This is a genomic window from Mesorhizobium sp. B2-4-7 (genome assembly GCF_006442685.1).
Lineage (GTDB): Bacteria > Pseudomonadota > Alphaproteobacteria > Rhizobiales > Rhizobiaceae > Mesorhizobium.
Genome location: NZ_VFVH01000004.1, coordinates 450620 through 471527, shown reverse-complemented (window position 1 = coordinate 471527; position 20908 = coordinate 450620). Strand labels below are relative to the sequence as shown.

Annotated in this window: 20 protein-coding genes; 10 read left to right on the top strand and 10 right to left on the bottom strand. The window is 64.4% G+C overall.

Annotated elements, in window-relative coordinates; translation table 11 throughout:
- Position 1: 1 nt before the first annotated feature.
- From guaD to FJ946_RS15425, 3 genes are all read left to right on the top strand, one after another.
- A complete protein-coding gene (guaD, locus tag FJ946_RS15435) occupies positions 2 to 1315 on the top strand; it encodes a guanine deaminase (protein WP_140567832.1) in 1314 nt (437 codons plus the stop codon).
- 89 nt (positions 1316 to 1404) lie between these two features.
- Positions 1405 to 1911 (top strand): heme-degrading domain-containing protein, encoded by a 507-nt coding sequence (locus FJ946_RS15430; RefSeq protein ID WP_140567829.1) that lies wholly within the window; start codon positions 1405 to 1407, stop codon positions 1909 to 1911.
- Positions 1912 to 2080: 169 nt separating this feature from the next.
- Positions 2081 to 3346 carry a glycerate kinase gene (locus tag FJ946_RS15425; protein WP_140567827.1) on the top strand — a complete coding sequence of 422 codons (1266 nt, stop codon included), beginning with the start codon at positions 2081 to 2083 and terminating at the stop codon, positions 3344 to 3346.
- A gap of 9 nt (positions 3347 to 3355) precedes the next feature.
- Here the strand turns inward: FJ946_RS15425 and FJ946_RS15420 are convergent, their stop codons facing one another.
- From FJ946_RS15420 to FJ946_RS15400, 5 genes are all read right to left on the bottom strand, one after another.
- The gene (locus FJ946_RS15420) at positions 3356 to 4093 is read right to left on the bottom strand and encodes a UdgX family uracil-DNA binding protein (RefSeq protein ID WP_281405505.1); all 738 of its coding nucleotides are present in this window, start codon (positions 4091 to 4093) and stop codon (positions 3356 to 3358) included.
- Complete coding sequence (locus FJ946_RS15415) at positions 4090 to 5475, bottom strand: glutamine synthetase family protein (protein WP_140567892.1); 1386 nt, start codon at positions 5473 to 5475, stop codon at positions 4090 to 4092. Before FJ946_RS15415 ends, FJ946_RS15420 begins: the two co-directional genes overlap by 4 nt.
- 47 nt (positions 5476 to 5522) lie before the next feature.
- Positions 5523 to 6896 (bottom strand): aspartate aminotransferase family protein, encoded by a 1374-nt coding sequence (locus FJ946_RS15410; protein WP_140567824.1) that lies wholly within the window; start codon positions 6894 to 6896, stop codon positions 5523 to 5525.
- 98 nt (positions 6897 to 6994) lie between these two features.
- On the bottom strand, positions 6995 to 7969 hold the full coding sequence (locus FJ946_RS15405; protein ID WP_140567820.1) for a WD40 repeat domain-containing protein: 975 nt from the start codon (positions 7967 to 7969) through the stop codon (positions 6995 to 6997).
- 128 nt (positions 7970 to 8097) lie between these two features.
- Positions 8098 to 9177: a GTP-binding protein gene (locus FJ946_RS15400; RefSeq protein ID WP_140501147.1), complete on the bottom strand. Its 1080-nt coding sequence runs from the start codon at positions 9175 to 9177 to the stop codon at positions 8098 to 8100.
- Positions 9178 to 9591: 414 nt separating this feature from the next.
- Here FJ946_RS15400 and FJ946_RS15395 point away from each other — a divergent pair, with 414 nt between their 5' ends.
- The gene (locus tag FJ946_RS15395) at positions 9592 to 10062 is read left to right on the top strand and encodes a MarR family transcriptional regulator (RefSeq protein WP_140525594.1); all 471 of its coding nucleotides are present in this window, start codon (positions 9592 to 9594) and stop codon (positions 10060 to 10062) included.
- Between the two features lie 16 nt (positions 10063 to 10078).
- Here the strand turns inward: FJ946_RS15395 and FJ946_RS15390 are convergent, their stop codons facing one another.
- The gene (locus tag FJ946_RS15390) at positions 10079 to 10948 is read right to left on the bottom strand and encodes an AraC family transcriptional regulator (RefSeq protein ID WP_140525593.1); all 870 of its coding nucleotides are present in this window, start codon (positions 10946 to 10948) and stop codon (positions 10079 to 10081) included.
- A gap of 49 nt (positions 10949 to 10997) precedes the next feature.
- Here FJ946_RS15390 and FJ946_RS15385 point away from each other — a divergent pair, with 49 nt between their 5' ends.
- The 5 genes from FJ946_RS15385 to FJ946_RS15365 all read left to right on the top strand — a co-directional run bounded on the left by FJ946_RS15385 (position 10998) and on the right by FJ946_RS15365 (position 15023).
- The gene (locus FJ946_RS15385; protein ID WP_140567817.1) at positions 10998 to 11405 is read left to right on the top strand and encodes a DUF2000 family protein; all 408 of its coding nucleotides are present in this window, start codon (positions 10998 to 11000) and stop codon (positions 11403 to 11405) included.
- Between the two features lie 173 nt (positions 11406 to 11578).
- Entirely contained in the window at positions 11579 to 12463 is an 885-nt protein-coding gene (locus tag FJ946_RS15380; RefSeq protein ID WP_181165295.1) for a DMT family transporter, read from the top strand.
- A gap of 66 nt (positions 12464 to 12529) precedes the next feature.
- A complete protein-coding gene (locus FJ946_RS15375) occupies positions 12530 to 13552 on the top strand; it encodes a LacI family DNA-binding transcriptional regulator (protein WP_140501249.1) in 1023 nt (340 codons plus the stop codon).
- Positions 13549 to 14532 (top strand): 2-hydroxyacid dehydrogenase, encoded by a 984-nt coding sequence (locus FJ946_RS15370; protein ID WP_140501139.1) that lies wholly within the window; start codon positions 13549 to 13551, stop codon positions 14530 to 14532. Before FJ946_RS15375 ends, FJ946_RS15370 begins: the two co-directional genes overlap by 4 nt.
- A gap of 86 nt (positions 14533 to 14618) precedes the next feature.
- The gene (locus FJ946_RS15365; protein ID WP_140501137.1) at positions 14619 to 15023 is read left to right on the top strand and encodes a hypothetical protein; all 405 of its coding nucleotides are present in this window, start codon (positions 14619 to 14621) and stop codon (positions 15021 to 15023) included.
- On the opposite strand, the gene FJ946_RS15360 is transcribed toward FJ946_RS15365, so the two are convergent.
- A complete protein-coding gene (locus FJ946_RS15360; protein ID WP_140567890.1) occupies positions 15024 to 15797 on the bottom strand; it encodes a gamma-glutamyl-gamma-aminobutyrate hydrolase family protein in 774 nt (257 codons plus the stop codon).
- Positions 15798 to 16059: 262 nt separating this feature from the next.
- Between FJ946_RS15360 and FJ946_RS15355 the strand changes: the two genes are divergently transcribed.
- The gene (locus FJ946_RS15355; protein WP_140525590.1) at positions 16060 to 17169 is read left to right on the top strand and encodes a TRAP transporter substrate-binding protein; all 1110 of its coding nucleotides are present in this window, start codon (positions 16060 to 16062) and stop codon (positions 17167 to 17169) included.
- A 148-nt stretch (positions 17170 to 17317) separates the two neighbouring features.
- On the opposite strand, the gene FJ946_RS15350 is transcribed toward FJ946_RS15355, so the two are convergent.
- Genes FJ946_RS15350 through FJ946_RS15340 form a run of 3 tightly spaced genes read right to left on the bottom strand, consistent with a single transcriptional unit; the run spans position 17318 to position 20743 of the window.
- A complete protein-coding gene (locus FJ946_RS15350) occupies positions 17318 to 18346 on the bottom strand; it encodes a zinc-dependent alcohol dehydrogenase family protein (RefSeq protein WP_140567815.1) in 1029 nt (342 codons plus the stop codon).
- A 19-nt stretch (positions 18347 to 18365) separates the two neighbouring features.
- Entirely contained in the window at positions 18366 to 20162 is a 1797-nt protein-coding gene (locus FJ946_RS15345; protein WP_181167623.1) for a TRAP transporter large permease subunit, read from the bottom strand.
- Complete coding sequence (locus FJ946_RS15340; RefSeq protein ID WP_140501131.1) at positions 20159 to 20743, bottom strand: TRAP transporter small permease subunit; 585 nt, start codon at positions 20741 to 20743, stop codon at positions 20159 to 20161. The genes FJ946_RS15345 and FJ946_RS15340 overlap by 4 nt, the downstream gene beginning before the upstream one ends.
- Positions 20744 to 20908 lie beyond the last annotated feature (165 nt).

The window sequence follows — 20908 nt, the reverse complement described above, 5'->3', positions numbered from 1 at the left end:
CATGACATCGACACTTCTGCGTGGCCGCACGCTGTCCTTCGTGCGCTGGCCTGAAAGCATCGATGATCATTCCGCCTGGCGCTACGAGGAGGATGGCGGCCTGCTGATCCACGACGGCAGGATCATCGCTGCGGGCGCTTACGTCGATGTTGAAAGGAAAGCAGGCGAGACAGCGAGAAGGATTGATCACCGGCCGCATCTGCTGCTTCCGGGCTTCATCGATGCCCATGTGCATTTCCCGCAGATGCAGATCATCGCCTCCTACGGCGCGGAACTGCTCGATTGGCTGAACGCCTACACTTTCCCGGAGGAGACGAAGTTCGCCAATGCGCAGCATGGCCGGCGCGTCGCGCGGCTGTTCCTCGACGAGATGGTGCGCCACGGCACCACCACGGTCGCCGCCTACTGCTCCGTGCACAAGGCCTCCGCAGAAGCTTTCTTCGCCGAATCGCATGACCGCAACATGCTCAACATCGCCGGCAAGGTGATGATGGACCGCAACGCGCCCGATGGCGTGCTCGACACGCCGCAATCGGGCTATGACGACAGCAAGGCGCTGATCAAGGAGTGGCACGGCAAGGGTCGGCAGCTTTATGCCATCACCCCTCGCTTCGCGATCACCTCGTCGCCGGAGCAGATGGAGATGGCCAGCGCGCTATGCCGCGAATACCCCGACCTGCACATCCAGACGCATCTGTCGGAAAACCATGCCGAGATCGCCTTCACGCAGGAGCTTTATCCGTGGTCGCGCGATTACACCGACGTCTATGAGCATTACGGGCTGTTGGGGAGAAAGAGCCTGCTCGGCCATTGCATCCATCTGTCGGAGCGGGAAGCGGACGCGCTTTCGGACAGCGGCTCCGTAGCCGTGTTCTGCCCGACCTCGAACCTTTTCCTCGGCTCCGGCCTGTTCGACTATCAGCGCTACCGCACGCGCGATAAAGCCCTCCGCATCGCCGCCGCCACCGATGTCGGTGGCGGCACCAACTATTCCATGCTGCGCACCATGGACGAGGGCTACAAGGTGATCGCGCTGAACGGCGAGAAGCTGAACCCGTTCCAGTCCTTCTGGCAGGTCACGCGCGGCAACGCCGAGGCGCTGTCGGTGGCGCAAAGGATCGGCACGCTGGAGGAAGGCACCGATGCCGATATCGTCGTGCTGGACGCCAGGGCGACGTCGTCGATGCGGCTCAGGATGGAGACCGTCGAGACGCTGGCGCAGGAACTCTTTCTCTTGCAGACGCTGGGCGATGATCGCGCCGTGCGCGAGGTCTATGTGGCGGGTCGGCCGGCAAAAACCGATTTGGCAATTTAGAACGTGACGGCGCGTTCCTTGCTTGACCCGGGCTTGACCCAGCGGCAACCATCCGTCAAAGCGTGCGGCGACGTTGAAAGGGGAACGACATGGCCGTTGCCGAAGACATCGCTCTGATCAAGAGACAGGAGGAAGTCCTTGTCTTTCCCGCCTTCGACGAGGCAGTCGCGTTCAGTATCGGGTCCGCGATCCGCGACAGGGCGCTCACCGAGAATCTCCCGGTCATAGTCGACATCAGGACCTTCGACCGGCCGCTGTTCTACGCCGCCATGCCGGGCTCGAACGCTTCCAATCCCGACTGGGCGCGGCGCAAGATCAACGTCGTCAAGCGGTTCCTGAAAAGCACTTACCGCATGGTGCTGGAACAGCAGCGCCTCGACCGCACTTTCAAGATCGGCGAGGGCCTGGATATTGCCGACTACGTGCTGGCCGGCGGCGGCTTTCCCGTCACGGTCAAGGGTGTCGGGGTCATCGGCGTCATCGCCGTCTCCGGGTTGCCGGAGCGCGAGGATCACGGCGTGGTGGTCGATGCGCTGTGTAGTCATTTGGGCATCGACAAGCGCGAGTTTTCGCTGCCGCCCGAGGAAAAATCGTGACGTTGACGCCGCCCCTCATCCGCCTGACGGCACCTTCTCCCCGTATAGTGACGGGGAGAAGGGATGCGCACCAGCGCCGGCGACCCCCTCTCTCCGTCTCTTTACGGGGAGAGGGTGAGGGGCAGCGCCGACGGTTGCTCAATTCGAAAGACGCCGATGGCGCCAAAGGATGACCTTGTTCGACCCCAAATCCTTTCTCGTTTCAATCTTCGACGCGGCCGTCGCCGCCGCCGATCCGGAGCGCACCATCCGCGATCATTTGCCGGCCAGGCCCAAGGGCCGCACCATCGTCATCGGCGCCGGCAAGGGCTCGGCGCAGATGGCGGCGGCCTTCGAGAAAGCGTGGGACGGTCCGATCGAAGGACTGGTCGTCACCCGCTACGGCTATGGCGCGAAATGCGAGCGCATCGAGATCATCGAGGCGGCGCATCCGGTGCCGGACGCCGCCGGCCTCGAGGCTTCGCGGCGGCTGCTCGAGAAGGTGCAAGGGCTGACCGCCGACGATCTGGTGGTGGCGCTGATTTCCGGCGGCGGTTCGGCGCTGCTGCCGTCACCGGCAACCGGCCTGACATTGGCCGACGAGATCGCCGTCAACGAGGCGCTGCTGGCGTCGGGCGCGCCGATCGCGGCGATGAACACCATCCGCAAGCATCTTTCCACCATCAAGGGAGGCCGGCTGGCCGCCGCCGCCTGGCCGGCCAAAATGGTGTCGCTGGTTGTCTCCGATATTCCCGGTGACAATCCGGCGCTGGTCGCATCCGGCCCGACCGTTCCCGACACCGGCAGCCGGGCGGATGCGCTGGCGTCGATATCAGCCTACGGCATAAACCTGCCGGCCTCGGTCATGGCGCATATCAATTCACCGGCCGCCGATGCACCAGTTCCCGGGGATGAGCGCTTTTCGCGCAACGAGGTGCATCTGATCGCCTCCGCCGGCGTGTCGCTCGAAGCAGCCGCAGCGGAAGCGAGCCGACAGGGCATCGAAGCTGTCATTCTCTCGGATGCCATCGAAGGCGAAGCCCGCGAGGTGGGCGGGGTTCACGCGGCCATCGCGCGCGAAGTAGCGACACGCAATCGGCCTTTCTCAAAGCCGGTGCTGATCCTGTCCGGCGGCGAGACCACGGTGACGCTGCGTGCCAAGGGGAAAGGCGGCCGCAACTCCGAATTCCTGCTCGCCTTCGCCATCGGCATCAATGATGTGAAGGGCATTCACGCCCTGGCCGCCGACACCGACGGCATCGACGGCTCTGAGGACAATGCCGGCGCCTTCGCCGATGGTTCAACGGTCTCGCGCATGCGCGCGGCCGGCATCGACGCCAAGGCGATGCTGGCAGGCAACAATGCCTGGACGGCTTTCAACGCGGTCGGCGATCTGTTCGTGCCCGGTCCGACCGGCACCAATGTCAACGATCTCAGGGCCATTCTGATTCGCTAATCGTTTGGATCAGGCAGCCATCAGCCGCTTCACCTGCTTCATGTCGTCAAGGAACCGTTCTCGCTCGGCCTCCTTGTCCGCACGGTCACGGATGCGCAGGATGAAGGAGGGATGGATGGTGATGAACACACGCATGCCATCTTCCCGCTCGATCGCCTGGCCGCGCATCTTCGTCACCGGAACCGCCTTGCCGAGCAGCGACAATGCCGCCGTTGCGCCAAGCGCCACGGCAAGGTTCGGTTTGATCAGTCCGAATTCCTGGTCGAGCCACCAGCGGCACGCCTGAATCTCGCCGGCGTTCGGCTTGGAATGAATGCGACGCTTGCCGCGCGGCTCGAACTTGAAGTGCTTGACCGCATTGGTGACGTAGACTTTCTGGCGGTCGACCCCGGCGTCTTCCAGTATGGCGTCGAACACCCTGCCGGCCGGGCCAACGAAGGGAGCGCCGGCGAGATCTTCCTGATCGCCGGGCTGCTCGCCGACGAAAATCACCTTGGCGCCGTCAGGCCCTTCGCCGAACACGGTCTGCGTCGCATCGCGCCACAGCGGGCAACGGTGGCAAGCCTTCGCTACCTCACGCAGCTCCGAGATCGAGGTGACATCTGGCAGTGGCTCGTCGGACGGCCCGGAAATGCGCCTGGCCGGCCTCTTCGCTTCATGCGTTTGGCCTGTGGTCGCCATCATCCTGTCCTGTCGGTTCTGACACTGAAATGGACGGGAAGGGCGATGGTTCCTCCGAGGGCTCAGACCTCGTGCAGATAGAGGTGATAGTCCAGCTCGCTGACCGTGCGCGCCACGCGCAGGTATTCGGACTGCTTGATCGCCACGAAGGTGCGGTGCAGGTCTTCGCCAAGCGCGGCTTTGAGGAAGCTGGACGCTCTGGCCGCCTCGATCGCCGCGCGCCAGTCGACCGGCATGGTCGTGCGCGTCACCGCCGCCTCATAGCCGTTTCCGGTCGTCTCGGGGCCGGGGTCGAGGCCTTCGTCGAGCCCTTTGACGATGCCGGCAAGCACGGTTGCCGCGATCAGATAGGGGTTGGCGTCGACGCCCGACGGCCGATGCTCGATGCGCCGGTTCCTGGCGTCGCCCGCCGGCACGCGCAGCGCCACCGACCGGTTGTTGACGCCCCAGGTCGGCGCCACCGGTGCATAGGATTGGGAGACGAAGCGCCGCCAGGAATTGGCGTGCGGCGCAAACACCAGCATCGATTCCGCCATGGTCTGGATCAGGCCGCCCAGCCCGCGCAGCAGTGGCAGCGACCAACTCTCGCCACCGGCCTCCGAAAAAACGTTTCGGCCGGCCTTGTCCTGCAGCGAGACGTGGAAATGCATGCCGGAGCCGGCATATTTCTCGATCGGTTTGGCCATGAAGCAAGCCGTGACGCCATGGCGGCGCGCCTGCGCCCGAACCAGCCGCTTCAGCATAACGAGGTCGTCGGCCGCCCGCATCACATCCTTGCGGTAGTTCAGCGTCAATTCGTACTGGCCGGGCGCATATTCAGAAATCACGGTCTCGGCCGGAATGCCCTGTGCCTTGGCCGCGGCATAGATGTCGGTAAACAGCGGCTCCATGCCGTGCAGATGGTCGACCGAGTAGACCTCGGTCTTGCCCGAGACGCGGCCATCCAGCACGGCGTGCGCCGGCTGCACCTTGCCGTCGCTGTCGCGCTCATTGGCGAGGAGAAAAAATTCGAGCTCGAAGGCGCCGGCCGGGTACAGCCCCTTGGACGCCAATATGTCGACCTGCCTTGCCAGCGCCAGCCGCGGGTCCGATGACATCGGCGCGCCGTCGAGATGATACATCGCCATCAGCACCTGGCCGCGCGGCGGTTTGGTCCCGTGGAGCGGCACCAGCGTGCCAGGAATCGGCCAGGCGCGCAGATCGCCGTCGCCGGTGGTCCAGATCAGCCCGGTCTCGTGCACGTCCTCGCCGGTGATGTCGAGGCCGAGGATCGAGATCGGCATGTGCCGGCCGCCTTCGAAGATGGCTTTCAGCTCGTGCCGGCGCACGATCTTGCCACGGCCGACGCCGTTGGCATCGGTCAGCACGATATCGAAGGCTTCGATCTCAGGATGGGCGTCGAGAAAGGCCTGCGCCTCGGTGGGCGTCGAGCCCGAAGGTGAAGTCATGATGGAGCCCGGCCTGGCTTGCGCGCCTGTCTGTTGGGTGGCTTGTCTCATGCCGCAAGCTCCGCCGCAACTGCGCCGAAGGCGGTGATCAGCCGGTTGACCTGGGCGCCAGTGGTCGCCGGAGAGATCAGCATCATATTGTGGAAGGGCGCGATAAGCACGCCGCGATTGACCAGCGCGACATGGATGGCGGCTTCGAGTTCCGGCGCGTGCGCGGCCTCCGCCTCCGCCCCATTGCGCAGCGGGCCCGGCGCGCAGATGAATTCGACGCGGGCGCCGACGCGGGCGACATGCCATGGCAGGCGGTAGCGGTCGATGACCGTGGTCAGCCCGGCATCGAGCCGCCGCGCCAGATGATCCATGCGGTCGTAGTTCTCGGCCGTCATCACTTCTTCGAGCGCGGCGCGCATCGCGGCGAACTGCAGAGGATTGGCTGAGAGCGTCGTGCCCATGCCGGAATAACCCGGCTCTTTCGTCCTGTTGTAGTCGGCGTAGCGCGAGGCGACCTCTTCGCTCATGCCCCATACGCTTGCCGGTACACCACCGGCGATCGGCTTGCCTAGCACGAACAGGTCCGGCTCCAGCCCGTATTTCGCGGAATAGCCGCCCGGTCCGGTCGAGATCGTGTGTGTCTCGTCGATCAGAAGCAGCGTGCCGGCCGCGCGCGTCAGCTTTCGCAGCGCCTCGTGGAAACCGGGATCGGCCAGCACCATGCAGGAATTGGTCAGCACCGGTTCGGCGATGACGCAGGCGACATCCTTGTCCCTGAGCGCCGCCTCCAGCGCGGCAACGTCGTTGAACTCGATGACCTTGGCCGTGCGGGTCAGGTCGCGGAATTCTCCGGCCAATCCGGGCCGGTTGGCCGGCTTGCCGTCGATCAGCCGCACCATCGTCTCGTCGACAGAGCCGTGATAACAGCCGTTGAAGACCAATATCTTTTCTCGCCCGGTGACGGCGCGGGCAACGCGCAGCGCGAAACGGTTGGCATCGGTCGCCGTCGTGGCGATCTGCCAGAACGGCAGGCCGAAGCGCTGTTGCAGCAGCGGTCCGATGGCGAGCGCATCTTCCGAAGGCAGCATGTATGTCAGGCCGCGTCCGGCCTGCCGGCGGATGGCGCGCGCTATGGCCGGCGGCGAGTGGCCGAACATCGATCCGGTGTCGCCGAGGCAGAAATCGTCGAGCCTGTTGCCGTCGATGTCGGTGATCGTAGCGCCTCTGGCGCTCTGGACCAGGATCGGAAACGGCGTCGGCCAGTCGTTCATCCAGTGCATCGGCACCCCGCCGAAGAAGCCAGGCAGGCCGTTGCCGGCCTTGGCCTGCGATTTCGGCCGCGCCTTGCGGAAGCTGGCGCCTTCGGCGTCCCGCAATGCGGCAATGCGGTCGCGGCTGACGCCGCCAATGGACGTGTGGGCGCTGTGCATGAAACCCCTCTCTGGCGCAGTAGTGGAGTAGTGGGGTAGGCGCTCAACGGCCCGGATGCTCTAAACCCGCTCCCATATTGCCCTACTCCCCTACTCCCCTAACCCGTGATGTCGATAACGCCGCAGTCGCCGGCGGCACTGCCGAAGGCGATGCGGCGTTCTTCCCTGTCCCACATCATCGAGGTGATGGCGCCCTTGCCGGGGCGACGCAACAGCACTTCCTTGGCGTCGGAAAAACGCACCGCCATCACCATGCCGTCCTCATAGCCGATGGCGACGACATCCTGGCTCGGATGGCAGGCGACTGAGGTCACCATCGCATTGCCGCGCGTACCGAGTTCCAGCGGCGCCTTGCCCATTGGCCCGTCCTTGCCTGAAAACGGCCAGACGATCGCCGCCGGCGCGCCGGAACTCGCCAGCCACTTGCCTTTCACGCTCCATGACAGGCTTTTGACCTTGGCGGGATAGCCGCTCATGCGCATGTGCTTGCCGTCCGCCAGCTTCCAGCCGTGCAACGCGTTTTCCTGCATGGTGGTGACCAGGAAGGCGCCATCCGGCGAGAAGGTGATGCCGGTATGGGCGCCGGCCCATTCGAGCTCCACCGGCTTGCCCTCGGCGGCCGGGAAATGCAGCGTCGCGCCATTGTAGCGCGCGACGCCGAAGCGCATGCCCTTGGGCGAAAATGCCAGCCCCTCGACCGAACGCGGATGGGCGAAGTCTTTTGTGTGGCCGTCGGCAAAGCGCACATAGGCGGTCTTGCCTGTAGCGTAGGCGATGGCGCCTTGCGGGCCAGCGGCGACGCTGGTGACCCACTTCTTGCCCGCGCTCGCCAATTCCTTGGCCTCGCCGCCCGCTTTCACCGCAAACACCTTGCCGTCTTCGCCGCCGGTGAGCAGCCGGTCATTGGCGGCATCGTGGAAGGCCGCGAGCAGCCCGTCATTGGCCTGCACCGTCTTGTGGCCATTGTCGAGCCGATGGACGGTGCCGTCGGCCAGCGCGAAATGCGGCACGTCGCGGAGGAAGGCGGCGGCAAGGCAATGGCCTTCGAGATCAAGCGGGGCGACGGTCGGCATGTAGGACAGGTCCATTCCAGATTGTTGCTGGTCGTCTCGGGAGCCGCCAGCGCGCCAGGCGCGGCCCCACCCTCTCCCGCAAGGGGAGAAGGAAGAGCGGGCAGCGCTACCGCCATAAAGTCCGGAAATCAAGCGGCCTGGCAGGCCTCGAAGCTCTTCCTCAGCCGTTCGGGGTCCAGTTCGCGACCGATGAACACCAGCCGGCTCTCATGCTTCTCGCCGTCTTTCCAGGCGCGCTGGTGGTCGCCCTCGATGATCATGTGCACGCCCTGGATGACGTAGCGCTCGTCGTCGCCCTTCAAGGCGATGATGCCTTTCAGGCGCAGGATGTTCGGCCCCTCCATCTGGGTGACCTTCTCGATCCAGGGGAAGAATTTCTTCGGATCCATCTCGCCTCCCCGCAGCGAAACCGACTGCACCGTCACGTCATGGATGTCGGATGGGTGCGCGTGATGGTCGTGTCCATCGTGGTCATGATCGTGCCCGTCATGATCGTGGTGGTGATGATCGTGGTCGTGGTCATGATCATGATCATGACCATGGTGGTCGTCATGCGCCTCGAGGAAATGCGGGTCGTTCTCCAGCGCCCTGGACAGGTCGAAGGCGCCGCGGTCGAGCACTTCCGACAGCGCCACGCCGGCGCGGGTGGTGCGATGGATCCTTGCGGCCGGGTTGATGGCGCGGATCGTCGCTTCCACCTTGGCCAGTTCTTCTGGTGTGACGAGGTCGGTCTTGTTGAGCACGACGACGTCGGCGAAGGCGATCTGGTCCTCGGCTTCCTTGGAATCCTTCAGCCTGAGCGGCAGGTGCTTGGCGTCGACCAGCGCCACCACGGCGTCGAGCTTCGTCTTGGAGCGCACGTCGTCGTCCATGAAGAAGGTCTGCGCCACCGGCACCGGATCGGCGAGACCCGTGGTCTCCACCACGATGGCGTCGAAGCGGCCGGGCCGGCGCATCAGGCCCTCAACGACGCGGATCAGGTCGCCGCGCACCGTGCAGCAAACGCAGCCATTGTTCATCTCGTAGATTTCCTCGTCGGACTCCACGATCAGGTCGTTGTCGATGCCGATCTCGCCGAATTCGTTGACGATGACGGCGTAGCGCCTGCCGTGGTTTTCCGACAGGATGCGGTTGAGCAGCGTCGTCTTGCCGGCGCCGAGATAGCCGGTCAGAACGGTTACGGGGATCTGCGTCTGTGCGTCGCTCATGGCTTGCCTCGAATGGATGGGCCTTGAAAGATTTCGGCGGCCTCGAAAGGGATTGTCGGCTCCATATAGGATGCGCGGCGGGCTTTTGCACGAGGCAAACCGCGAATGGCTGCGGTCCAATCCCTAGGTCAGCGTCTCGTCGAACTAGGCGGCTGGCGGCGCCCTGCAGGCCATGCGGTATCGGTGCGCAAAAAGAGCCTGTGGACGACCACGGCCGGCCGATCCACCGCAATCGCTTTCGCGAAAAGTCGTTTGTCATCTAACTGAAATAATCATCTGGCATTAGCCACGGCGGGTACCGCAATGCTTGCCGGCAAAGCTGTTTCAGGCGCCGGAATCTTTTTTGATCGTCGATTGCCAACCGGCCGGCTGCGTCTATGCTGCCCGCACCGGTATGGCCGAAGAGGGATGACCATGGCCAAGGCGGACAAGACTGCGACAATGAGCCGGCTGCATTCGGCGGCAAGGCTGGCAAGAACAGCGCTTGCGGCACGGCTGCTGGCGCATGGCTTCTATGCCGGCCAGGACCAGATCATGCTGGCGCTCGACCGCGAGGACGGCCAGACCCCGGGCAATCTGGCTGGCCGGCTCGGCGTGCGCCCGCCCACCATCACCAAGACCATCAATCGGCTGCAGGCACAGGGTTTTCTGCAAAAGCGCGCCTCCGACGCCGATGCCCGCCAGGCGCATATCTTTCTCACCGACACCGGTCGCGAGACCATCCGCGCCATCGAAAAGTCGGTGAAGAAGACCGAAAAGCAGGCGCTGAAGGGCCTCGACAAGAAGGACCAGAAGGCACTGTTCAAATTTCTTGCCCGCATCGAGGCCAATCTTTCGAACGAAGACCTGGCCTTGATCGACGACGACGCCGAGTCGGACGACTGACCGCCGGTTGCGGTGATCAGGCCACCGCGGCGGACCCACGGATCAGCGAAGACCAGCGTCCCGGCGTCATGCCGAATGCCTTCTTGAATTGCCTGTTGAAGTGGCTTTGGTCGCTGAAACCGGCTTCGGCCGCGATCTGTGCCAGCGGCTCGCCGGCGGCGATCATGCGCCGCGCGCGCTGAAGCCGGCGCATCAAAAGGAAACGATGCGGGCTGGTGGAGAAAGCGGCGCGGAAATGCCTGGACAAGGCATAGCGGTCGAACCCGGTAACCGCCTCCAACTCGTCGGATCGCACGGGCCGGGCAGAGTTTTCCGTGAGATAGTCGCGCGCCAGAGCGGCCGCCCGCCAGGCCGTTCCCGGCACCGCTCTCGCCGGCTGGCCGGCATGGCGGGCGAGCCCTTGCATAAGTTGCGCCAGGAAGTCGGCGACGAACAACTCGTCGAGTTCCTCCTCCAGTGGACCCAGCGCCGAAAGCAAGGTCGCGCGCAGGCGTTCGTCCGCCACCACGGCTTGCCTGACGAAAGGCAACGATGCGCCGCCGAGGCAGTCCAGCATCAGCGACGGTTCCAGATAGAGGATCCGGTAGCGCAGCCCGTCCTCGGTTCCCGCGCCGCCATCATGCAGTTCGTCGGGATGCAGGACGATGATCTGGCCAGGCAGGCTATGCCGCACCGCACCGCGATAGCGAAAGCTCTGCACGCCTTGCAGCGTCACCCCGATCGCATAGGTGTCGTGGCGATGCAGGTCGAAGGCGCTACCGTGGAATCGCGCCTCGATGCGCTCCATGCCGGCGGGGTCGCGGGCGGGAATGATGCAGTTTTCCGCAGCCTCCGCGCACAAACGTCCAAGACCCTGGAACGCCTGGCTGCCTAGATCGAGCGACATCGCTTCCTTTCGCCTTGAAAGGGGCATAACCACGAATGGTCACTGTCTCATGTTCGATACGAAATTTGCAATCGTGCTCAGGGATGATCTGCCGGTCTGGCAAAAACTCAACGTCACCGCATTCCTGACCAGCGGCGTCGTCGCGCAGTTCCCCGATATCATCGGCGAGCCCTATCGTGACCGCGCCGGCAATGTCTACAATCCGCTGTCGATCCAGCCCGTCATCGTGCTGTCCGCCGACCAGGCGACACTCGGCGCAATCCACAGCCGCGCCCTGGAGCGCGGAGTAACGAGCTCGCTCTATGTCGAGGAGATGTTCTCGACCGGGTTCGACGCCGCCAACCGCGCCGTCTTCGCCGAATTCGCGCCGGAAGACGCCAAGGTTGTCGGCATCGCATTACGCGCCGACAAGAAGACGGTCGACAAGATCACCAAGGGTGCTCGCATGCATCCCTGACGACCCGGGCCTGAGCCTGTCCGCAGCTCTTGTTGTGCCAGCCGCTTTTGGCTTGCCGCACGCCCGCAATTGCCGCAAAAGGTGGGCCTCAGCCCAGCTTTCCATCCGGCCTGCAAGTGAGTGCTCCCCAAACATCTTCAGAAAGCGCGACGCCGCCGGTGGCGATCCTGTGCATGCTTTCCACCTATGTCTTCTTCACCTTTCTCGACACCAGCAGCAAATACCTCGTCCTAGCCGGCGTCTCCGCGCTTGTCGTCGCCTGGGTGCGCTTTGCCGTGCATGTCGTGCTGGTCGGCGCGCTGTTGCGCGGCTGGCGTGAACCGGCGCGGTTCCGTCCGGCCAACCTGCCGGCTCATGTCCTGCGCGGGCTGTTCCTGTTCGGCTCGACCATCTTCAACGTGCTGGCGCTGCGGTCCCTGCAACTGGCCGAGACGACATCGATCTATTTCTTCGGGCCGATGGTCATCACCGCACTTGCCGGCCCGCTGCTTGGCGAATGGGCGGGCTGGCGGCGGTGGCTGGCGATCCTGGCCGCGTTCGCCGGGGTTCTGATCATCACAAGGCCGGGAGTCGGCGTTTTCGGCATCGGCCACCTGTTCGCGCTCGGCTCGATGCTGTCGAACTGCTTCTATGTGATCATGACCCGGCGCATGTCGGCGACCGAGACATCGGAAAGCCTCATCCTGTTTTCGGCACTGGCCCCGGCGGTGGTGCTCCTGCCCATGCTGCCGTTCTCGTTTTCCCTGCCGCATGATGGCTGGCACTGGTTCATCCTGCTCATGCTCGGCGTCTTTGGCGGCGTCGGTCATTGGCTTCTGGTGCAGGCCTATCGCATGGCCACCACCACCGCGCTCGCCCCCTATCCCTATTCGCAGATGGTGTGGATGATCCTTTCCGGGCTCATCGTCTTCAAGCAGTTCCCCGACCGCTGGACACTCGTCGGCGCCGCCGTCATCGTCGCCAGCGGTCTCTACATCGTTCATCGCGAGCACCGGCTGCGCCTGCGCAATCGTGCGGTGCTGGACGTCGAGGCGGAAGCGCTGGCAAAAAAACTTTGATTTAGCGTCGAAGGGTGGCATAAGGCCGCCTTTAAACAGTTTAAAAAACGACGGGGGAGGGGAAGGCTGGCACAGAAGATCAAGCTGTCGACGATCGCGGATGCGCTCGGCGTGTCCACGGCCACGGTATCGCTGGCGCTGCGCGACAGCCCGCTGGTGGCAGGCGGCACCCGTGACCGCATCAAGGAACATGCCCGCGCCATCGGCTACATCTACAACCGCCGTGCCGCCAGCCTGCGTACCTCGCGTTCGGGCATTGTCGGCGTCGTCGTGCATGACATCATGAACCCGTTCTTCGCCGAGATACTGCGCTCGATCGAAAGCGAGCTCGACCGCAGCCGCCAGACCTTCATCCTGTCCAATCACTACGACCAGCTCGAGAAGCAGCGCACTTTCATCGACACGCTTTTGCAGCTCGGCGCCGACGGCGTCATCATGTCGCCGGCCATCGGCACTCCGGCCTCGGATATTCTGATGGCCGAGGAAAACGGCCTGCCGGCGGTGCTGATCGCGCGCACCGTCGAGGGCGCCGACGTGCCGGTTTTTCGCGGCGACGATGCCTATGGCACGGGGCTTGCCACCAATCACCTGATCTCGCTCGGCCACAAGCGCATCGCCATGATCGGCGGCACCGACCAGACCTCGACCGGCCGCGATCGCTACCAGGGCTATGTCAACGCCATGGAGGCCGCCGGGCTGGAAGTGCGGCCGGCCTGGCGCATCCCCGGCCCGCGCACCAAGCAGGCTGGCTTCGAGGCCGCCGGACAGTTTCTGGCCCTGAAGGACAAGCCGACAGCCGCCTGCTGCTGGAACGACCTCGTCGCCATCGGCCTGATGAACGGCATCGCGCGCGCCGGCCTGGTGCCCGGCCTGGACATATCGGTCACCGGCTACGACGATCTCGAGGAGGCGGCAATCGCCACGCCGGCGCTGACCACCGTGTGGAACGGTCAGCGCGAGGTTGGCCGCCGCGCCGCCAGCGCCCTGCTCGACAAGCTGAACGGGCAGACGGTGCGGCCCTCTCAGGAACTGATCAAGCCGGAACTGCATGTGCGACAGTCGACCGGCAAGCCGGTGGAGCGTGCATGACAAGGCCCGAGCAACTGCAAACCGTCGCCATCCTGGTGCCGGGGCATTTCAACGACCACGCGGTCGAGCGCATCGACCGGACATTCAGGCGTGTCGGGATCGAGCGCGCCGACCCGTCCCTGGTCACCGATGAAATGCGTGACAACGTGCGCGCCATCGCCTCGTTCGGCGGCATCAGCGCGGCCTTCATGGATGCATTGCCCAAGCTTGAGATCGTCGCCAGTTTCGGTGTTGGCTACGATTCGGTCGATGCCCGCCACGCTGGCGATCACGGCATCATGGTCACCAACACGCCGGATGTGCTGACCGAGGAGGTCGCCGACACCGCCATCGGCCTGCTGATCAACACCGTGCGCGACCTGCCGCGCGCCGAAGCCTGGCTGCGCGACGGCAGCTGGCAGCGCAAGGGCAACTATCCCTTGAGCCGGCTTACCTTGCGCGGCCGCAGCGCCGGCATTTTCGGCATGGGCCGCATCGGGCTCGCCATTGCCCGCCGGCTGGAGGCGTTCGGATTGCCCGTCGCCTATCACAACCGGCGCCGGGTCGAGGGCCTGTCCTACCCCTATCATCCGACGCTGAAGGGCCTCGCCGAAGCAGTCGACACGCTGATTTCGGTGGTCCCGGGCGGCGCCTCGACGGAAAAGGCGGTCGATGCCGAGATCCTGTCGGCGCTTGGCGCCAACGGCGTCTTCGTCAATATCGGGCGCGGCAGCACGGTCGACGAGGCGGCGCTTGCGACAGCCCTCGCCAAGGGCACTATCGCCGCCGCCGGGCTCGATGTCTTCGCCGACGAACCGAACGTGCCGCGGGCGCTGCTTGACGCGACCAATGCCAGTCTGTTGCCGCATGTCGGTTCGGCGTCGGAGCACACACGTCGCGCCATGGCGGATCTGTGCGTCGACAATCTGGTGTCCTGGTTCAGCGAGCGCCGGTCGATCACACCTGTGCCCGAGACCGCGCATGTGAAGGCGCGCTGCTGAGCGGTCGGGCTGCCATATTTATTAACGTCAGCTTAACCCTTTGAAATCATTCTTCATCCTGTCCGTACGCATGGATGAGGATCACCATGAAAACGCTTTCCGTACTGATCGGAGCCGCCGCCCTGTTTGGCGGCGTTCAGCTGTTTCATGGCGGCACTGGTGAAAGCGTCGCTGAAGAGGCCGCGCCGCCCGACACCTACAGGCTGGTCGCCAATGGTGATGAGGGGGTTTGCGCAATCAAACGCGGCGCCACCGTCTCGGACGGCCTGTCGCTTTTGACGGTGGCTCCGAACTGTAGCCGACTCATGCCAGGCATCGAGCGGGCGAAATTCTGGCGCGAGCAGGAGGACGGCACGGTCGCCTTCAGCGTCAACGGCGTCGATCCGATCGTCACCTTCGCGGTCGCCGATGGCGACGGATTCGAATCCTACGCTCCCGCACTGCCGCTGCTGTCGCTGGCGGCCGCCGGGGACCCGAGCACCGACGACTGATTACTCCGCCGCCGCGCGGGCGCCGGCTTTGGCAGCCGCATGCAGGCGAACCGCGTCGCCGAAGGCCCGGAAGATCTTGGCCGAGTTACTATCCGACTTGACCCAGTATTCGGGATGCCACTGGACGCCGACCGCGAAAGCGCGGGCATCCTTTACAGAGACCGCCTCGACGGTGCCGTCGTCGGCCACGGCTTCGATCTGCAGCTTCGAACCAAGCCGGCCGATTGCCTGGCGGTGCAACGAGTTGACCTTCATGTCGCCGGCCCCAAACACACCGGCCAGGCAACTGCCCGCCTTGATCGAAACGGTCTGGTGAATCGCGAAACGTTCGTCCTGATTGTCGCTCACCGGCGCGCGGTGGTCGAGCGAGCCTTCACGCTCCTGGATTTCAGTGCCCAGCGTGCCGCCCAGCGCCACGTTCATCTCCTGGATGCCGCGGCAGATGGCAAGCAGCGGCACGCCACGCTCGATCGCTTTGCGAATCAGCGGCAAGGTGGTGGCGTCGCGTGCCGGGTCATAGGGGCCGTTCGCCTCGCTGGCATCGCCGCCATAGAGCGAGGGGTCGACATTGGATTTCGAGCCGGTCAGCATGACGCCGTCGACCGACGACAGCAGCTCATCGAAATCGAGCCGATCGCCGAACGAGGGCACCAGCACCGGAAACACGCCGGCGCCGGCGATCGCCGCCTCCAGATATTGCTGTGGGGCGGCATGCCAGGTGTAGTTGTCGAATTGACGGACGTCGGTCGATACGGCGACGAGCGGCTGCTGCATTTTGGCTTTGTTTTCCATCTGGGCCGGGGAATCCTGCCCTCAAAATAGGCGATCCCAGCACATTTTTCCATGACAAGTTTCGGTCCGTCGGATGGGCCACCAAACGGCCCGTTAGACTATAGTTGCAAGGCCCTGCGCACACGCCGTCAAATCAGGCCGCCACGCTGGACTCGACTCCTTGCCCGTGTATTGTTTCGCCCAGCCGTGCGGGGCATCGAGCATGCGCCGCACGTCGGTTTGTTGATCCAAAAGGGAGGACTTCATGGATCGTCGTTCATTCATCCGCAAGGCCGGGACGACCGGCGTTGGCGCCGCTGTGGCCGCCGCCACGCTCGCCGCGCCGGCCATAGCCCAGTCCAATCCAAAGGTGACCTGGCGGCTGGCGTCGTCCTTTCCCAAATCGCTCGACACGATCTATGGCGGCGCCGAGGTCTTCTCAAAGATGCTTTCGGAAGCCACCGACGGCAACTTCCAGATACAGGTCTTCGCCGCTGGCGAGCTGGTGCCCGGCCTTCAGGCGGCCGACGCCACGACCGCCGGCACGGTCGAGGCCTGCCACACGGTGGCATATTATTACTGGGGCAAGGATCCGACCTGGGCGCTGGGCGCGGCGGTTCCGTTCTCGCTCAACGCGCGCGGCATGAATGCCTGGCACTATCATGGCGGCGGCATCGACCTGTTCAACGAATTTCTCGCCACGCAAGGCTTGTTCGGCCTGCCTGGCGGCAATACCGGCGTGCAGATGGGCGGCTGGTTCCGCAAGGAGATCAACACGGTGGCCGACCTTTCCGGCCTCAAGATGCGCATCGGCGGCTTCGCCGGCAAGGTTGTGCAGAAGCTCGGCGTCGTGCCGCAGCAGATCGCCGGCGGCGACATCTACCCGGCGCTCGAAAAGGGCACCATTGACGCAGCCGAATGGGTCGGCCCCTATGACGACGAGAAGCTCGGCTTCTATAAGGTTGCGCCCTACTACTACTATCCAGGCTGGTGGGAAGGCGGCCCGACCGTCCACCTGATGTTCAACAAGGCGAAATACGAAGAGCTTTCGCCGACTTACAAGTCGCTGCTGCATACCGCCGCGCAAGCCGCCGACGCCAACATGCTGCAGAAATACGACTATCTCAATCCTGCGGCGGTGAAGCGGCTGGTGGCCGGCGGCGCCAAACTGCGTCCGTTCAGCCAGGAGATCATGTCCGCCTGCTTCGAGAAGGCCAATGAGGTCTACGCCGAAATGGAAGCCTCGAACGCGCCGTTTAAGAAGATCTGGGACTCGATCAAGGGCTTCCGTAAGGAGCACTATCTCTGGGCGCAGGTGGCCGAGTACAATTACGACACCTTCATGATGGTCCAGCAGCGCAACGGCAAGCTGTAAGGTTTTTCTGCCTCCTTTTCGAAGACCCCGGACTCGGTAGTCCGGGGTTTATTCGTTGGGCGTCGGTGCTGGAAACATCGATAGTCGAAGGCGTCGAAACTTGCGCCGCAGGGCCGGGGGTCGAACGGGTTCGAAGCGACAGCGGCACTCAGCCTCGGTCCGGCACCACCACCACCTTGACCTCGCCGGCGGCAGGCGGGTTGGCGATTACCGCGGCGGCCTCTTCCAGCGGCACCTGCCTGGAGATCAGCCGGTCGATCTCGATCGCGCCCGAAGCGATCAGCTCGGCGGCGCGGCGGTGCGTGTAGGGATTGAGGAAGGAGCCGAGAACCTTCAACTCGCGAAACAGAAGATCGAAGGGCTCGAACGCCGCCTTCATGCCTTGCGGCACCACGCCGACAATGACGACCGTGCCGCCGGCCCTCGCCAGCCGCAGCGACTGCTCGACCGTTTTCTGGACACCGGCACATTCGAGCACCACGTCGACACCGCCGGGCACCAGTCCCGCTGGCCCGGAGATGGCATCGATGACGTCGGCGGCGCTTGCGTCGACCGTTGCCGTCGCGCCGAGCTCCTCGGCCAGTGCGCGCCGTGAGGCCTGTCGCGTCGACAGGATGATGGTCGTCGCCCCTGCAAGCCTTGCCAGTTGCACTGTGAGCAGGCCGATCACGCCGCCGCCAAGTATGGCGACCGAGGAGCCGGGCTTGATCTCGGCCAGATCCACGCCATGCAGGCAGCAGCCGAGAGGCTCGCAGAAGGCGCCGTGCGTCGGCTTCAAGTCCGCGGGCAGGATGAAGGCCTGTTTCTGCGGCAACACGACGTAGTCGGCGAAGCCGCCGTCGCGATGGATGCCGATGGCATTGAGATTGCTGCACAAATTGATGCGGCCGGCATGGCAATGGCGGCAGCGTCCGCAGGCGATGTTGGGGTCGCCGGTGACGCGGTCGCCGAGCGAGAAGCCGCTCACCGAATGTCCCATTGCCTCGACGATGCCGGAGAACTCATGGCCGGGTGTTACCGGCGGCCGGCAGGGAAACTCGCCGTGGAAGAGATGCCGGTCCGTGCCGCAGACGCCGCAGGACTCGATGCGCACCAGCAGATCGTCAGGCCCGGGAACCGGCTTGGCGACCTCGCGCAGCGTGATGCTGCCAACCGCTTCCAGCCGTACCGCTTTCATGATTTTGCGACCTCCGGCATCAGTTGAAGTTCGGCGGCTGCGACAGATCCGGCTGTGGTGCCGCCGGTTTGGCGGGCGCCGTGTCGCCGAAGTTCGGCGGTTGCGACAGGTCGGGTGCGGCAGGCGCGGCGGGCGGCGCGGCGCCAGTGGCGGGTGCGGTTCCGGTACCGGCCGGCGGCGTGCCGAGCGGCGTCAGTCCCGGCACCTCCGGCACCGTATAGTCGATCGTGCCGGAATCGACCGCTGTGCCCTTGTAGTGCATCACCATTTGCGGGAAGGCGATGGTGAGCCCGATCATGATCACCTGGATGCAGACGAACGGCACGGCGCCCCAATAGATCTGGCCCGTGGTCACCGGCGCGATCTGCTTGCCGGTCAAGCGGTCGAGATAGGGCACCCGGGCGGCGACCGAGCGCAGGTAGAACAGCGCGAAGCCGAAGGGTGGATGCATGAAGCTGGTCTGCATGTTGACGCCCAGAAGCACACCGAACCAGATCAGGTCGATGCCGAGCTTGTCGGCGGCCGGTGCCAGCAGCGGCACGATGATGAAGGCCAGTTCGAAGAAATCGAGAAAGAAGGCAAGCACGAAGACCAGGATGTTGACGCCGATCAGGAAGCCGACCTCGCCGCCCGGCAGCGAGGTCAAGAGATGCTCGACCCAGATGTGGCCGTTGACGCCGTAGAAGGTGAGGGAGAAGACGCGCGCGCCGATCAGGATGAACAGCACGAAGGACGACAGCCTTGTCGTCGAAGCGAGCGCCTGCTTGACCACATCGAGCGACAGCCGGCCTTTGATCGCCGCCATCGCAAGCGCGCCGACAGCGCCCATGGCTCCGCCCTCGGTTGGAGTGGCGATGCCAAGGAAAATGGTGCCCAGCACCAGGAAGATCAACGCCAATGGCGGGATCAGCACGATCACGACCTGCTGCGCCAGCCGCGACATCATGTTGATTTTCAGGCGCTGATCGGCGATCGCAACGATATAGATCACGGCCACGCCGATGCTGGCGCCGAGGATGTCGGCATTGTCGCCATGGGTCGGTGCGAGATAGCGGTAGGCCGCGTAGGAGATCGCCACCGTCGCCAGCAACGCGACCAGCAGCGACACGACGCCATGGCCGAGCGTGCGTGCTTCCAGCGGCAGCGCCGGCATCGAATTCGGCCGGACGATCGTCATGATCAGGATGTAGAGCATGTAGAGGCTGGTCAGCACGATGCCGGGGATCAGCGCGCCCGCATACATGTCGCCGACCGAGCGGCCGAGCTGGTCGGCGAGCACGATCAGCACCAGCGACGGCGGGATGATCTGGGCGAGCGTTCCGGACGCGGCGATGACGCCGGACGCCAGCCGGCGGTCATAGCCGTAGCGCAGCATGATCGGCAGCGAGATCAGCCCCATGGCGATGACCGATGCCGCCACCACGCCGGTCGTCGCGGCCAGCAGCGCGCCGACGAAGATCACGGCATAGGCAAGCCCGCCGCGGATCGGCCCGAACAGCTGGCCGATCGTATCGAGCAGGTCTTCCGCCATCCCCGATCGCTCGAGCACGATGCCCATGAAGGTGAAGAAAGGGATCGCCAGCAGCGTGTCGTTCGACATCACCCGGCTGCCGTAGAAATTATCCGGCAACGCATGCAGCAGCGGCCAGGCGAGATTGATCGAGCCGCCCGAATAGGGTGAGACCAGCACGCCGATGAAAAAGAACAAAAGTCCGTTGGCGGCGAGCGAGAAGGCGACGGGATAGCCGATCAGCAGGAAGAGGACCAGCGAGGCGAACATGATCGGCGCCATGTTCTGGGCGATGAACTCGATCACGAGCGCACCTCGTCGGCCAGTGCCTTGGCTTCGAGTTCCGCCTGCTCATGCGCCGATATGAACGGGGTCGGGTCGTCCATGTCGCCGCGCATGATGGCGATCTTCTTGATGATCTCGGAGATGCCCTGCAGCGCTAGCAGGAAGAAGCCGACCAGCAGGATCGCCTTTGCCGGCCAGATGATCAGCCCGCCGGAATTGTTCGACATTTCACCGCTGCGGAACGAAAGCGACACGTAGGGGACGAAATAGATCACCATCAGCGTCACGAACGGCATCAGGAAAAAGACATGGCCGAAAAGGTCGATCCAGTGCTGCACGCGGCGCGGGAACAGGCCATAGACGATGTCGATGCGGATATGGTCGTTCTGCTTCAGCGTGTAGGCCGCCGCCAGCATGAAGGCGGCGCCGAACAGGTACCATTGCAGCTCCAGCCACGCATTCGACGAGGTGTCGAACACCTTGCGGATGGTCGCGTTAGCGGCGCTCACCAGGATTGCCAGCAGGATCAACCACGATATCCATTTGCCGATGAACTCGTTCACACGGTCGATCGTCCTGGATAGAGCGAGAAGCCCTGCCATGCATTCCTCCCTTTTGTCCGAGGCGCGACGGCTCCCCGTTGTTTTACGCCGCGCCGCTGTGGCCTAACCGTATGCCGTGCGTGGCAGGACGGGTCAACACAGGAGCGGCGCTGTCAACGCGGTTGTGAGACGAGGAAGCCGACGAAGCGCAGGGCTGCGGCGCAG

What these genes read in the sequence shown, in the direction of transcription:
- guaD (WP_140567832.1), top strand. Translation starts at nt 2, where the DNA reads ATGACATCGACACTTCTGCGTGGCCGCACGCTGTCCTTCGTGCGCTGG.
- FJ946_RS15430 (WP_140567829.1), top strand. Translation starts at nt 1,405, where the DNA reads ATGGCCGTTGCCGAAGACATCGCTCTGATCAAGAGACAGGAGGAAGTC.
- FJ946_RS15425 (WP_140567827.1), top strand. Translation starts at nt 2,081, where the DNA reads ATGACCTTGTTCGACCCCAAATCCTTTCTCGTTTCAATCTTCGACGCG.
- FJ946_RS15415 (WP_140567892.1), bottom strand. Translation starts at nt 5,475, where the DNA reads ATGACTTCACCTTCGGGCTCGACGCCCACCGAGGCGCAGGCCTTTCTC.
- FJ946_RS15410 (WP_140567824.1), bottom strand. Translation starts at nt 6,896, where the DNA reads ATGCACAGCGCCCACACGTCCATTGGCGGCGTCAGCCGCGACCGCATT.
- FJ946_RS15405 (WP_140567820.1), bottom strand. Translation starts at nt 7,969, where the DNA reads ATGCCGACCGTCGCCCCGCTTGATCTCGAAGGCCATTGCCTTGCCGCC.
- FJ946_RS15400 (WP_140501147.1), bottom strand. Translation starts at nt 9,177, where the DNA reads ATGAGCGACGCACAGACGCAGATCCCCGTAACCGTTCTGACCGGCTAT.
- FJ946_RS15395 (WP_140525594.1), top strand. Translation starts at nt 9,592, where the DNA reads ATGGCCAAGGCGGACAAGACTGCGACAATGAGCCGGCTGCATTCGGCG.
- FJ946_RS15390 (WP_140525593.1), bottom strand. Translation starts at nt 10,948, where the DNA reads ATGTCGCTCGATCTAGGCAGCCAGGCGTTCCAGGGTCTTGGACGTTTG.
- FJ946_RS15385 (WP_140567817.1), top strand. Translation starts at nt 10,998, where the DNA reads ATGTTCGATACGAAATTTGCAATCGTGCTCAGGGATGATCTGCCGGTC.
- FJ946_RS15380 (WP_181165295.1), top strand. Translation starts at nt 11,579, where the DNA reads ATGCTTTCCACCTATGTCTTCTTCACCTTTCTCGACACCAGCAGCAAA.
- FJ946_RS15370 (WP_140501139.1), top strand. Translation starts at nt 13,549, where the DNA reads ATGACAAGGCCCGAGCAACTGCAAACCGTCGCCATCCTGGTGCCGGGG.
- FJ946_RS15365 (WP_140501137.1), top strand. Translation starts at nt 14,619, where the DNA reads ATGAAAACGCTTTCCGTACTGATCGGAGCCGCCGCCCTGTTTGGCGGC.
- FJ946_RS15360 (WP_140567890.1), bottom strand. Translation starts at nt 15,797, where the DNA reads ATGCAGCAGCCGCTCGTCGCCGTATCGACCGACGTCCGTCAATTCGAC.
- FJ946_RS15355 (WP_140525590.1), top strand. Translation starts at nt 16,060, where the DNA reads ATGGATCGTCGTTCATTCATCCGCAAGGCCGGGACGACCGGCGTTGGC.
- FJ946_RS15350 (WP_140567815.1), bottom strand. Translation starts at nt 18,346, where the DNA reads ATGAAAGCGGTACGGCTGGAAGCGGTTGGCAGCATCACGCTGCGCGAG.
- FJ946_RS15340 (WP_140501131.1), bottom strand. Translation starts at nt 20,743, where the DNA reads ATGGCAGGGCTTCTCGCTCTATCCAGGACGATCGACCGTGTGAACGAG.